Annotated in this window: 13 protein-coding genes; 7 read left to right on the top strand and 6 right to left on the bottom strand. The window is 57.0% G+C overall.

Going from position 1 to position 13250, the window contains the following annotated elements; translation table 11 throughout:
- Positions 1 to 99: 99 nt before the first annotated feature.
- The 4 genes from DHN10_RS05290 (at position 100) to DHN10_RS05275 (ending at position 3522) form a co-directional block, all read left to right on the top strand.
- On the top strand, positions 100 to 1233 hold the full coding sequence (locus DHN10_RS05290) for a bifunctional 2-C-methyl-D-erythritol 4-phosphate cytidylyltransferase/2-C-methyl-D-erythritol 2,4-cyclodiphosphate synthase (RefSeq protein WP_108814198.1): 1134 nt from the start codon (positions 100 to 102) through the stop codon (positions 1231 to 1233).
- Positions 1230 to 1718, top strand: coding sequence for a phosphatidylglycerophosphatase A family protein (locus tag DHN10_RS05285; RefSeq protein WP_108814197.1), 489 nt, complete (start codon positions 1230 to 1232; stop codon positions 1716 to 1718). Before DHN10_RS05290 ends, DHN10_RS05285 begins: the two co-directional genes overlap by 4 nt.
- Positions 1715 to 2197 (top strand): CinA family protein, encoded by a 483-nt coding sequence (locus tag DHN10_RS05280; RefSeq protein ID WP_108814196.1) that lies wholly within the window; start codon positions 1715 to 1717, stop codon positions 2195 to 2197. The genes DHN10_RS05285 and DHN10_RS05280 overlap by 4 nt, the downstream gene beginning before the upstream one ends.
- A 143-nt stretch (positions 2198 to 2340) precedes the next feature.
- A complete protein-coding gene (locus tag DHN10_RS05275; protein WP_108814195.1) occupies positions 2341 to 3522 on the top strand; it encodes an ammonium transporter in 1182 nt (393 codons plus the stop codon).
- 148 nt (positions 3523 to 3670) lie between these two features.
- Here the strand turns inward: DHN10_RS05275 and DHN10_RS05270 are convergent, their stop codons facing one another.
- A complete protein-coding gene (locus DHN10_RS05270; RefSeq protein WP_108814194.1) occupies positions 3671 to 4114 on the bottom strand; it encodes a type II toxin-antitoxin system RatA family toxin in 444 nt (147 codons plus the stop codon).
- An 85-nt stretch (positions 4115 to 4199) separates the two neighbouring features.
- Here DHN10_RS05270 and hpt point away from each other — a divergent pair, with 85 nt between their 5' ends.
- Positions 4200 to 4751, top strand: a complete 552-nt coding sequence (gene hpt / locus DHN10_RS05265; RefSeq protein WP_108814520.1) for a hypoxanthine phosphoribosyltransferase — start codon at positions 4200 to 4202, stop codon at positions 4749 to 4751.
- A 27-nt stretch (positions 4752 to 4778) separates the two neighbouring features.
- On the opposite strand, the gene DHN10_RS05260 is transcribed toward hpt, so the two are convergent.
- The 3 genes from DHN10_RS05260 to DHN10_RS05250 form a co-directional block, all read right to left on the bottom strand.
- Positions 4779 to 5825, bottom strand: coding sequence for a hypothetical protein (locus DHN10_RS05260; RefSeq protein WP_159086924.1), 1047 nt, complete (start codon positions 5823 to 5825; stop codon positions 4779 to 4781).
- A 314-nt stretch (positions 5826 to 6139) separates the two neighbouring features.
- Positions 6140 to 7099, bottom strand: a complete 960-nt coding sequence (gene lipA, locus DHN10_RS05255) for a lipoyl synthase (protein ID WP_108814192.1) — start codon at positions 7097 to 7099, stop codon at positions 6140 to 6142.
- Between the two features lie 107 nt (positions 7100 to 7206).
- Positions 7207 to 8328, bottom strand: a complete 1122-nt coding sequence (locus DHN10_RS05250; RefSeq protein WP_108814519.1) for a DUF6456 domain-containing protein — start codon at positions 8326 to 8328, stop codon at positions 7207 to 7209.
- 251 nt (positions 8329 to 8579) lie between these two features.
- On the opposite strand from DHN10_RS05250, the gene DHN10_RS05245 reads away from it, so the two are divergent.
- Complete coding sequence (locus DHN10_RS05245) at positions 8580 to 8876, top strand: DUF6477 family protein (protein ID WP_108814191.1); 297 nt, start codon at positions 8580 to 8582, stop codon at positions 8874 to 8876.
- A 24-nt stretch (positions 8877 to 8900) separates the two neighbouring features.
- Here the strand turns inward: DHN10_RS05245 and DHN10_RS05240 are convergent, their stop codons facing one another.
- Together DHN10_RS05240 and DHN10_RS05235 are read right to left on the bottom strand one after the other, a co-directional pair.
- Positions 8901 to 10451: a trimethylamine methyltransferase family protein gene (locus tag DHN10_RS05240; protein ID WP_108814190.1), complete on the bottom strand. Its 1551-nt coding sequence runs from the start codon at positions 10449 to 10451 to the stop codon at positions 8901 to 8903.
- 104 nt (positions 10452 to 10555) lie between these two features.
- A complete protein-coding gene (locus tag DHN10_RS05235) occupies positions 10556 to 11356 on the bottom strand; it encodes a GMP synthase (RefSeq protein ID WP_108814518.1) in 801 nt (266 codons plus the stop codon).
- A gap of 115 nt (positions 11357 to 11471) precedes the next feature.
- Here DHN10_RS05235 and guaA point away from each other — a divergent pair, with 115 nt between their 5' ends.
- Positions 11472 to 13031, top strand: a complete 1560-nt coding sequence (gene guaA, locus DHN10_RS05230; protein ID WP_108814189.1) for a glutamine-hydrolyzing GMP synthase — start codon at positions 11472 to 11474, stop codon at positions 13029 to 13031.
- Positions 13032 to 13250 lie beyond the last annotated feature (219 nt).

The raw sequence follows: 13250 nt of genomic DNA, 5'->3' as shown, positions 1-13250 counted from the left end.
GGCATGTGCCTATTTTTTGTGCATTCTGCGCGGTGAATTGTCGAATTGCGTCAGCAACCGCCGCGGCCTAAACCTGTGATGCAAACCAATGGATACCCCATGACAACAGCCGCCATCATCGTCGCCGCAGGGCGCGGCACCCGCGCCGGGGGTGATCTGCCAAAGCAATGGCAATCGCTTGGCGGGCGGCCCGTTGCGGCCCACGCAATGGCCTGTTTCGCGGCCCATCCGGCAATCGCACAGCTGGTGCTGGTGCTGCATCCCGATGATGTAGAAACCGACCATTGGCCGCGCGCACCGCAGGCCACTATTGTAACCGGTGGTGCCACGCGTGCCGCATCGGTGCAGGCCGGTTTGAAAGCGCTGGATGATACAACCACCCAAGTCCTGATCCACGACGCCGCCCGCCCGTTGGTGACGGCACAGGTCATCGACCGGGTTCTGGCGGCGCTGAACAATCACCAAGGTGCAGCCCCTGCGGTCGCCGTGACGGACACGCTTTGGCGTGGTGGGCAGGGTTTGGTGGACGCTGTGCAAGACCGCGATGGGCTATACCGTGCGCAGACCCCGCAGGGGTTTCGCCTTGCCCCGCTTTTGGCCGCGCATGCCGCAAGCACCGGGCAAGAAACCGACGATGTCGCCGTCGCCCGTGCAGCAGGGCTGGACGTTGCCATCGTGCCGGGCGATGAAGACAACATCAAAATTACCACGCCCGCCGATTTCGCACGGGCGGCGAAACTGATGAGGTCCGAAATGGATATTCGCTGTGGCAATGGCTTTGACGTTCACCGCTTTGGGCCGGGTGATCATGTCTGGCTTTGCGGCGTGCAAATCCCGCACACCCGCAGCCTGCAAGGTCATTCCGATGCCGATGTGGGCATGCATGCGGTCACGGACGCGATTTATGGCGCGCTGGGCAAAGGTGATATCGGCCAGCATTTCCCGCCTTCCGACCCCCAATGGAAAGGGGCCGCGAGCCATATCTTTCTGGAACATGCTGTGGCTTTGGCCGCAGCGGACGGGTTCGGCATCAGTAATGTCGATTGCACCATGGTCTGCGAACACCCCAAAATCGGCCCACATCAGGATGCGATGAAAGCCGTGATGGGGGCCTATATGGGGCTGGAAAGTGACCGGATCAGTGTGAAGGCCACAACGTCGGAAAAACTGGGTTTTGCCGGACGCGAGGAAGGCATTGCCGCCCTCGCCACAGTCACATTGGTCAAACCATGACACATCTGATCGCCACCTTCTTTTATGTCGGCCACATCCGCCCGGCCCCCGGCACATGGGGGTCGCTGGCCGCCCTGCCCGCTGGATGGGCGATCTATATGCTGTTCGGCCCTTGGGGCCTGCTCGCGGGCGTTGTGCTGTCTTATGCGCTGGGCGTCTGGGCCACAGGGATCGAGACCAAGGGCAAGGACAACCACGACCCATCCGAGATCGTGATTGACGAAGTCTGTGGCCAATGGATCGCCTTGCTGCCACTTGCCTTTGGCGCGGCGCGACAAGACGCGGATATCCTTGCCCTCTGGCCCGGCTGGATCGCGGCCTTTGCGCTGTTTCGACTGTTTGACATCACCAAATGGGGCCCAGTGGGTTGGGCGGACCGAATGCATGGGCCCACAGGTGTGATGCTGGACGATGTGATTGCGGGGATCTTTGCCGCCATTGGCGTGATTGCATTGGCAGCACTTTATCATATCGTTTTGATATGACCGCCGCCGACCTGCTGCAGGCCGCCAAGGCCAAAGGTGTACTACTGGCCACCGCCGAAAGCTGCACGGGCGGGATGTTGAGTGCGGCAATCACCGATATCCCCGGCAGTTCAGCGATCTTTGATCGGGGGTTTGTGACCTATACCAATGCTGCCAAGATGCAGATGCTGGGCGTCGCACAAGCAACGTTGGATGCGCATGGCGCAGTGTCCGAAGAGGTCGCCGCTGAAATGGCAACCGGCACGCGCGCGCATTCAGACGCCGATATCGCCGTTGCGATCACAGGTATCGCTGGACCGGGCGGATCAGAACACAAACCCGAAGGGCGTGTGTGTTTCGGGCTGGCCAGCCCCAAGGGTGTAACCACCGAAACGGTTGAGTTTGGGGCGCTGGGCCGGGATGCAGTACGGGCAGCGGCACGGGTTCATGGGCTGGCCCTGTTCGGATATGCTGTCGATTCAATTGCGCACAAAACGTAATCGCCCGCCACCCATTCCGCCTAATTCTTCATCACTTCACAAATAGCCCCTGTTTTAAGCCATGTCACGGCGCGTCGCACATTTAACAAGCAGCGCAATTCCGCCCTAACCCCCTCCAACAAAAAGACCTAAAGGAGAGGACAATGAACGGAGCGGATACAGCGTGGATCATCGTGGCCACGGCGCTTGTTTTATTCATGACACTGCCGGGGCTGGCACTGTTTTACGGCGGGCTGGTGCGGGCGCGCAATGTGTTAAGCGTGTTTATGCACTGCTATGCCATTGCCTGTTTGATGAGCATTCTTTGGTTCGCCTTCGGCTATTCCATCGCATTTGGCTCTGGGACCAGCGGCTACTGGGGCGGGTTGGACAAGATGTTCTTGTCCGGTATCACCGCTGACACTCTGTCGGGCACCCTGCCCGAGGTCCTGTTCTTTGCCTTTCAGATGACATTCGCAATCATCACCCCAGCGCTGATCGTCGGCGCCTATGTGGAACGGATCGGCTTTGGCTTTGTGCTGCTGTTCTCCGCTCTGTGGATGCTGCTGTGCTACGCGCCTGTTGTGCATTGGATTTGGGGTGGCGGCATGCTGGCGGATGGCGGCATCTTTGGTGATGTCGGCGTACGTGACTTTGCAGGCGGCATCGTAGTGCATGAAACCGCAGGTCTGGCGGCCCTGATCCTTGCAGTCTTTCTGGGCGCACGGCGGGACCCGTCCAAGCCACCACATAACCCCGGCATGGTCATGATCGGGGCTGCGATGCTTTGGGTTGGCTGGTTTGGGTTCAACGGTGGGTCCCAATTGGCCGCTGATGGCGGTGCCGCAATGGCGCTGACAGTGACACATATCTCGGCCGCGGCGGCGTCCCTCACATGGGCGTTGTGGGAACGGATCAAGTTCGGCAAAGCCTCCTTGGTTGGCATGGTGACAGGCACAATCGCAGGTCTTGCGTCTATCACCCCTGCGTCGGGCTTTGTCGGGCCGGTTGAGGCGCTGATCATTGGCGGCGTGGCCGGTATCCTGTGCCAGGAAGCGGTGAATATGATCCGCAACAAGGTAAAGATCGACGACACGTTGGACGTCTTTGCCGTTCACGGAGTTGGCGGGATCTTTGGGACCATCATGATTGCGGTCTTTGGTGCCGGCGCATGGGCGGCACAATTGGGCGGCCTTGTGATTGTGGGCGGCTACACAGCTGTGGTGACAATCGCGCTGATCTATATCTGCAAGGCGATCACCCCGCTGCGTGTGGATCATGAGACCGAAGTGAACGGGCTGGACCTATCAGTGCATGGCGAACGGGCTTACGAGTTCAACAGCTAAAGCCCTTCTAAGCAGATCACAAACGCCCGTATCGGAAACGACACGGGCGTTTGTATGTCAGGGCTGATTGTACCCGCCGTTCAGATGATGCGTCGCGCGGAAGCCACCTCGACACACACAGCCAGACAAAATTGCAGGCATTTGTAGATCAGTCGTAAAGCTCTACTGCGCGCCGTTCAAACGACCGCACCACACGCTGCATCGCTTCGTTAAAGAACATGCCCGCCGCACCTTGCAGCAGGCGGCTCTTGAATTCAAAATCAACAGCAAAAGACACTTCACAGCCGCCTTCAACGTCTCGAAAGCTCCACTGGCTTTCCAGATGCCGCACAGGGCCGTCCAGGTATTCGGTGTCGATTTTCAACGCCTCAGGCCACAGGGTGACCCGACTGCCAAACTTCTCGCGGAAGACTTTGAACGATATTACCAGATCGGCCAACATCACATCGTGATCGTCCTTTTCGGTAACGCTGCGCACGCGCGCCGCCGCCGTCCAGGGCAGAAACTTGGGATAGCTGCCCACATCTGCCACAAGGTCATACATCTGCCGCGCGGTATAGGGCAGGAATTTCGTTTCAGAATGACTTGGCATGCGGGGTCTTTCGCGGGTGACTTCGGCACTGGATGTCGTATTCTTGGGCACGAAAATCAACCCATTTCCCCAGATTGAGGCCCCTATGCCGCACCAAAATTACGTGATTGACGAAATGATCAGTGCCAAAGCGATTGCTGCAAGGATTGAAGACCTCGCCCGCGAAATCCGCAAAGAGTTCAAGACAACCGACAAGCTAGTTGTTGTGGGGCTGTTGCGCGGGTCGTTTGTATTTATCGCCGATCTAGTGCGCGAACTGGACTTGCCTGTCGAGGTCGATTTTCTCGAAGCCTCATCCTATGGCGATGGCATGGAAAGCAGCCGGGAAGTACGCATTCTCAAGGATTTGCGTGGCCAGATTGAAGGCCGTGACGTGCTGGTGGTCGAAGATATCGTTGATACTGGGCACACGCTGGCCCATGTGACGAAATACCTGATGTCGCGTAAACCAGCCCGGCTCAAGACCATCGCATTGCTGGATAAACCTGCGCGGCGCGAGGTGGATCTCAAGGCCAGCTGGACCGGCTTTGAAATCCCCGATGAATTTGTTGTCGGCTACGGCATCGATTTTGCGCAACGCAACCGGAACCTGCCGTTCATCGGCAAGGTACGGTTTGAGGAACCGGACAAATCGTAGGTGACAACGCGTCGCGGTGCTTTGACCCTAGTTGCGCATTCGTACAGATACACGCCCGCCGCCCCCGCCAAATTCGCGCACATTGAGGACATAACGCCCCACATCAAGCTCGGCAGTGACGCGTGACAAGGCGTTTGTTCCATCGTCGTCATTGATGTCCAAAACCTCACCCTCGTTCGTGAACAACGTAAGAATGGTGTCGAGATCGGCTGGACCCGGGTCCGTTGTTTCGAAAACAAAAATGTCTCGCTCGGATACGTCCAGCGCAATGAACCACCCTGCTTGATCGGTCCATTCTAACGGCACTGCAACTTCCTGTGTGCCGAGGGCAATGGTTTCCAGGTTGTCTGGATCAATCGTGTCAAAAAAATCTTCTATCATCGGGTCTTCCACGACAATTGGCGTCTCAATGACTTCGAAAGGGCGATTGAGTGCGGTTGCTACTTCAAGACCAATTTCCGTGAGGGCTGCATCGCTGTAATCCAACAGTGAAAATGAGACCAAACCGTTTTGCCGCAGATAAAGCATCTGATCGCGCAAGACGCCATTTGCCTGGTTAAGCTGAAAGAATGCCGCCGCATCGTCGGTTGGCCGCAGCAGTACCAACATCGGTTGCTGCGCTCCGTTACTTGTCACATCCGACGCAAGCTGCGATACCCTTGCGCGCGAAATATACTCTTGCACAACACCGACAGCCGCATCTTCCCCGAGTTCCTTGCTTTGCGTTTCCTCGATCGCGCGGACGATTTCAGCGGCAAAGGTTTCCAGGTTTCCAGGATCACTGAGTGACGTGAATTGCCCATTTGGCTGCGACGCATAGATATCACGCACAAAAGTTCCTGCCTCACCACCATTATCCGTAAGAAGCGCGGTAATGCTAAGCAGAAACCGATCGCCAGCAACAACCGTCCCGATAATCAGAACCGAGATGCTGATTGCCAGTGCATTTTCAATCCGCACAACCAAAAACGCGGTGATGATCACCCCCGTTAACAGGAGCACCGGAGTCAATCGGGTATTCATTAGTGCAATTGCCGACGCATCGGCGCCCTGTGCATAGACCACCTCGATCACAACGAGGATCACACAGCAAAGTAACCCCACTGCCAGAACAAGCCGGAATACATCCGTGGATTTTTCAAGAATGAAGTTCATAAATCACCTCCATCAAATATTTATTTTTAAATCTATTCGACAGAAAATCAGAAAAGCGCCTGTCTGAATACCCATGTGTTCGTGAAATGGGCCACTTCACGTGATAGCCTTTGTAGGGCTAGGACCCTAGCAAATGGGCTGACGAACTGCAGTGGCAACCGGCATCGGCGTCAAATCAAGACTGAGCCACGGCAACAAATACTGCCCGTCCCCGATCTCCACGTGCTGTTGGGCTAGCCCCGCCCCAGCTTTTTGTTCCGCGCATCCCGCAATCGCGCGAAATCATCGCCTGCGTGATAGGATGACCGCGTCAGCGGCGTCGCCGACACCATCAGGAACCCTTTGCCAAAGGCTGCCTTTTCGTAAGCAGCGAATTCCTCTGGCGTCACAAACCGATCCACCTTGTGGTGCTTTGGTGTAGGCTGCAGGTACTGGCCAATCGTCAGAAAATCGATGTCGGCCGCGCGCATATCTTCCATCACTTGCGTAACGGCCTGTTTGTCCTCGCCCAGACCAACCATAATGCCCGACTTGGTGAACATAGTCGGGTCAAGCTCTTTAACGCGCTGCAACAGGCGCAAGGAATGGAAATAGCGCGCGCCGGGGCGAACCTGCGGATAAAGGCCAGGCACGGTTTCGAGGTTGTGGTTGAAGACATCGGGGCGGGCTTCAACAACGACCTCTAACACACTGGGATCACATCGAATAAAGTCAGGTGTGAGAATTTCAATGGTGGTGCCGGGCGATTGGCGCCGCACCGCGCGGATAGTCTGCGCAAAATGCTCGGCACCGCCATCCTCGACATCATCCCGGTCCACCGAGGTGATAACAACGTGGTTCAGTCCCAATTTCTTGACCGCGTCGGCAACACGCCCCGGCTCGAACACATCCAAAGCCTCGGGCGGTTTGCCTGTTGCGATATTACAGAACGTACAGGCCCGCGTGCAGACCTCGCCCATGATCATCATCGTGGCGTGGCCTTGCGACCAGCATTCCCCCACGTTGGGGCAGCCCGCCTCTTCACACACCGTAACCAGCTTGTGCTCGCGCATGATGTCGCGCGTTTGCTTATAGCCGTCCGACGTTGGGGCTTTGACCCTGATCCAGTTCGGCTTTTTAGGCTGGGCGGCATCCGGGCGGCGTTGCTTTTCCGGATGGCGCTGTGCCGGGATTTTCAGGTCACGTGTGGACATGCAAGGCTCCGTCATTGCTAACACTTACCTAGCGTCGGCCCCTCATGATGTCCATGAGACAGAGTACACAACATGGCGGGGCTGCTTTTGATGCATGGCAAAGCTAGCTAGCCGATCATCGGACCATAACGCCCGTGGGTTTCTTCGTAGTGCCGTTGCAGCCGTTGCAGCGCGATGCGCAGCACGATTTTGCCCGAGCGCGCCGACCAACCCATCTGCTTTTCGGTTTGTTCCAATCCTTCCAGAAAGCAACAACATCGCAACACCACATCCCCCAGACCGGGGCCAAGATCTGCCAAGGCAGCATTAATGCGGTTGTAAGCAGCCAGCGCCCCCTTGGGCCCAGTGGCGATGGCCAGAGGTGTGTCATCGTCCATCAGGTTTTCCCACGTGGCCGGACCACCGATACCCACCTCGACCAGTTCAAAGTCCTCGCGCAAGCGCTCGCCGACGGCCACCAGATCACGGGCAAGAAACGGTTTGCCGTCGCGATCCTTGCGGCGGGCCAGCCCGATCAAGGGGCTTTCGGTGGCAAAATGGCGATGCTGGGGGCGTGTCGTGCCTTCGATGGCGGCAATATCCCAGGCCGCATCACTTTCGGGATCGGTGTGCCTTTCGGCAAAACCGCTGGCGCGATTATCATCTTCGGCAGTCAGGCGGCGCAGTGCGGCACGGCCCGGATTAGTGATGAAATAGCGCGCGATGCGCCCGTCGGGATCCGGGCAGGTGATCCAGTCCTTGAGTGCCATGGCCTGTGCGATCTCACGCTCCACCACTGCTGTGCGAACCTGCTCGCCTTCGGGCGACATGCGCACAACAACGGCTGTCTCCATCTCGCGGGCGACGGCCAAGACCGCGCCCTGCTCGCAAAGGCGGCGCAAAATACGTTTTGCTTCCCGATCAATACGGGCCTGTGTCAGGCCTGCTGGCCGTGCTGGCTCACTTTTTAAGCACTCCAAATTCATCGTCTTCGTTTCCCTTTTTTTGGCTACAAAATGCGCAACATGCTGCGCAGAGAGCGCCCGTAATGCCGCGTCAATTAGCGGATCATCACGACGTCCCTCCAACCGGCGAACCTGCCGAAGAACTGTTGATGGATGGCAGTCGCTGGCGCGCGCCAGCGCACGGATCGACAGGCCAGATTCTGTGTGAACAAGATAATTCCGGGCTGCATCCGGCACCCACTGTGGAAAATGCGGCTGTGAAGAGGACCCAATCGCTATTGTCATATTTTGCATCCTTTCGCCCATTTTCATCAACACGATCCCGGCTTCCCCACCCCCAGAAACCGCACGGCGCCAATACTACCTGAGCGTGTATGGTTACTGATTGGTTAACGTGAGTACCGGCTCATCAACCATTATTTATAAAACATAAACAATTGTAACCGGAGCGTTCTGAGGTGCCGCGAAATCCGCAACACCCGCTTGAGTTGTGTAAGCTAAAGGTGACTTCAAATGCTGTAAGGAGAAATAGACAGATGCTGGATATTCAAACACGGATCGCCACACTCAAGCGCCCACCCCTGCTCGCCCGTGCGGCCCGCTTTGGTGTTGATGACTACCGCCGCAATGTGCATCTGCCACGGCTGTTAAAGGGCGAACGACTGCCCCGGCATGGTCAGGCGATCATGCAGTTGCTTGAGCTGGAAGCAGAGCTTGACGGGCAACGCGTGACCCATTCCGGCGGCTATAGCCCTGCCCGGCATGTCGACACATTGATTGCCATTCTGGGTGAGGCGCAACTGATGCGCGCCACCACCCCCTATATTGCCTAGGGCCCTGACCCTAGGGTTCTGACACTAGGTAAAGGCGTCCGGCATGCTGGCCTTCTTTTCGGCCACATAAGCACGTAGCTGGGATTCGATCGCTGGGTCGAGCATGGGCTGCTGATAGGTGTCCAGCAGCTTGGCAACGCGTGCCGTTGCCAAGGTCTGCGTATCGCGCGCGCCTTCTTCGTCCCATGTCTCAAAGGGTTTGTAGTCGAACAGATCGGACCGCCAAAAGGCCGTCTTAAAGTTCGCCTGCGTGTGCTCGCACCCAAGATAGTGGCCGCCGGGGCCAACCTCTGCAATCGCGCCCATCGCTTGTCCGTTCTCGGACATGTCTACACCTTGGGCAAAGTGGTGCAGCGTTCCCAGCATATCGGCGTCCATGACGAATTTTTCAAATGATGCGACAAGCCCACCCTCAAGCCAGCCACAGCTGTGCAACATAAAGTTCACACCCGCCAACAGGCCCATATTCAATGAGTTCGCAGTCTCATAGGCGGCCTGCGCATCCGGCAATTTCGACCCGCAGAAAGACCCAGCAGAACGATAAGGCAGACCCAGACGGCGGGCCAACTGCCCTGCCCCATATGTGATGTGCGATGCCTCAGGCGTGCCAAACGTCGGCGCGCCGGAGTTCATATCGATTGAGGTCACAAATGTGCCCATCACCACAGGCGATCCGGGGCGGATAATCTGGCTGTAAGCCACGCCTGCCAGCACTTCAGCAAGCACCTGCGTCAGCGTGCCAGCGACAGAGACCGGCGCCATTGCCCCACCCACAATAAACGGGCTGATGATCGAGGCCTGATTGTTTTTCGCAAAAATCTCTAGCGCGCCCATCATGATGCTGTCGAATGTCAGGGGCGAGTTGATGTTGATGAGCGAGGTCATCACCGTGTTGTCTTGCACGAATTCCTTGCCAAACAGGATTTCGCACATCTCAAGGCTATCTTGGGCGCGGCTGGGTTCGGTCACGGAGCCCATGAAAGGCTTATCGCTATAGACCATATGCGTAAGCAGCATATCAAGGTGGCGCTTGTTGACCGGCACGTCTGTCGGTTCGCAAACTGTCCCGCCGGAGTGGTGCAGCCATTTCGACATATAGCCCAGCTTCACGAATTTCTCGAAATCCGCCATGGTCGCATAGCGGCGGCCGCCTTCCGCATCACGCACGAATGGCGGGCCATAGACCGGGGCCAGCACAAGGTTCTTGCCGCCAACGACAACGCTGCGTTCAGGGTTCCGGGCATGCTGGGTGTATTCGGAAGGAGCCAGGGCACATAGCTTTCGCGCCAGACCACGCGGGATCCGCACGCGCTCGCCGTCAATTTCGGCACCGGCTTCTTTCCAGCGGGCCAGTGCTTTGGGGTTATCAACAAAGTTCACGCCGATCTCGGCCAAAACGGTCTCGGCATTCGCTTCGATCACGTCCAGTGCCTCTTCGGTCAGCACTTCGTAGTTGGGCACATTCCGCTGAATATACTTGGCGGTTTCAACACTGACTGCTGTCCGCTCTGCCCGGCGCGCGGCGCCACCTCCGCCACGACCACGACGTGTGGTTTTTGCAGGTGCATCAGACATTTCGGTTCTCCCGTCAGAGGTAGCAGTTGCGCATGTGATACAATGTGCCACCGCCCAACCCTGCCGATTTTGCGGCCCCTCAGGGGGAAAACCGACATGTGCGCTCAGAACACACGGAAACTCGCGACAAATGGCAGGTGGTCGGACACTTCATCCTTAAATCGCTCCCGGCCCATATCCATCGTCCAATGCATCGGAAACAGGCGGAGCGAGCCGCGCACATAGTCGGTCGCGTAGGTCCGTGAGACGGCAAACCCATCCAACAAGTTGGCCCGACCCTTATCAAGGATATGGCTGAACCGATCCTGCAAATCCCAGCTTGAGACGAAATCCATCAGGTCATCACCCCCCAGATGGTGGAAATTGCTGACGTCCTGACCGGGGATCATGTTGAAATCTCCCATCAGCAGCAATGTCTTACGCATGAAACCGGGGGTATTGCGCAGGTTCGTCAGATAGTTGCCGATGGCGACGCATTGCGTATCACGCAACCTTTGTTCTGCCTTGTCGCGCCCCGATTTCAAATGCACGCCCAGCACATGCGCCGAAAATCGGCCCATCTTGACGTCAACCGCAATGGCCCGGCGTCCATTGGCATAATCGCCTTGCGATCCGGGGATCAGCGTGGCGTTTTTCACTTCAACACCTTTTTTGTGCAGGAACCCGATATGCAACCCACCCGGTTGCGGCAGAATCGTTGTGTCATAGTGCAGGCCATAGGTGCCAATCTCTGCGGCCAGCGCATCAATATAGCTGACTGGATTGACCTCAACCAACGTCACCAGTTCGGCGTCCAGCAAGGCAAGCCCCTCGGCCTGCCGTTTCATCCGGTCGCTACCAATGCCGCCAAACCCTGCCAAATTCCATACGGCCACGCGCGCCAGCGTGTGTTCAAATATCTGCATCGTAATATCTCCGTCTATAATACCACCAAAGATATCACATTTCGGCAAATTTTGCCCGGTTCAATTTGGCATCCTCCCCCTTGCACAAATCCGGGCCTGCGTTTACCGACGCGCCATGGAAAACATCACGCACGAACGCCTTCTTATCATCGATTTTGGCAGTCAGGTGACGCAGCTTATTGCCCGTCGCCTGCGCGAATTAAACGTCTACTGCGAAATCCACCCTTATCAGAATGTCACAGACGCCTTTTTGGCTGATTTCGCCCCACGGGCGGTGATCCTCTCTGGTGGGCCGGATAGCGTGACCCGTGAAGGATCACCTCGCGCGCCTCAGTCGCTTTTTGACATGGGCATCCCTGTGCTTGGCATCTGCTATGGCCAGCAAACGATGATGACCCAATTGGGCGGCAAGGTGATCAGCGGCGAAGGCACCGCTGAATTTGGCCGCGCCTATGTCACACCTGAAAGCAAGCTGTCGCTTCTTGACGGTTGGTTCGCTGCGGATAAAGAACAAGTCTGGATGAGCCACGGCGATCATGTCTCTGAAATCGCTCCGGGTTTTGCGGTTTACGGCACCTCGCCCAATGCGCCTTATGCCATCACAGCCGATGTCGCACGCAACTTCTATGCTGTGCAATTCCACCCCGAAGTGCATCACACACCCAACGGGGCGAAGCTGTATGAAAACTTTGTCCGTCTGGCTGGTTTCACCGGTGACTGGACCATGGGCGCCTACCGTGAGCAGGCGATTGCGGCGATCAAGGAACAAGTGGGCAATGCGCATGTGATTTGCGCGCTCTCCGGCGGTGTTGATTCGTCAGTCGCCGCAGCCTTGCTGCACGAAGCCATTGGCGATCAGTTGACCTGCGTATTCGTCGATCACGGCTTGCTGCGCCTCAATGAGGCCGAAGAAGTTGTGGGCATGTTCCGCGATCATATGAACCTGAAAGTCATCCACGCAGATGAAACAGAGCTGTTCTTAGGTGAACTTGAAGGCCAATCCGACCCTGAAACCAAACGCAAGATCATCGGCAAGCTGTTTATCGACGTGTTCCAGAAATACGCCGATCAGATCGAAGATGCGGCCTTTCTTGCCCAAGGCACGCTCTACCCCGATGTGATTGAAAGTGTGAGCTTTTCCGGCGGTCCCTCCGTCACGATTAAGTCGCACCACAACGTCGGCGGCCTGCCTGAAAAGATGGGTCTGAAACTCGTCGAACCTCTGCGCGAATTGTTCAAGGACGAAGTGCGCGCCTTGGGTGTTGAACTGGGCCTGCCCAAGTCGTTTATCGGGCGGCACCCGTTCCCCGGCCCCGGTCTGGCCATTCGTTGTCCGGGAGAGATCACGCGTGAGAAACTGGAAATTCTGCGCAAGGCCGACGCGGTTTACATCGACCAGATTCGCAAGCACGGGCTGTACGATGAGATCTGGCAGGCCTTCTGCGCTATCCTGCCGGTGCGCACTGTGGGTGTAATGGGTGACGGACGGACCTATGATTTCGCCTGCGCGTTGCGGGCCGTGACATCCGTTGATGGAATGACCGCGGACTACTATCCCTTCAGCCATGAATTTCTAGGCGAGACAGCGACGCGGATCATCAACGAAGTACCCGGTATCAACCGTGTGACCTATGATATCACCAGCAAGCCGCCCGGCACGATCGAGTGGGAATAGACCACCCGTTTTCTCAAGAGTTGTATTTTGTTTTAGCACCGCTGGAACGTTAAAGGTTTATCAACCTTAACGTGTGACATTGCACGCAGCGAAGTAACGAGTAACCTTTTATGCAATCGACACTGTCAAAAACTGCCATTCCGTCTTTACGCACATCGCTGAGATCAAACCGGGTGCTGCGCGCGCTTGCGCGCCCGATCGTAAGGGGATGCGACTTTC

Origin of the sequence: Loktanella sp. Alg231-35, from assembly GCF_900143545.1 — a bacterium.
Classification (GTDB): Bacteria; Pseudomonadota; Alphaproteobacteria; order Rhodobacterales; family Rhodobacteraceae; genus Yoonia.
This window is presented reverse-complemented; position numbering and strand designations above follow the sequence as displayed.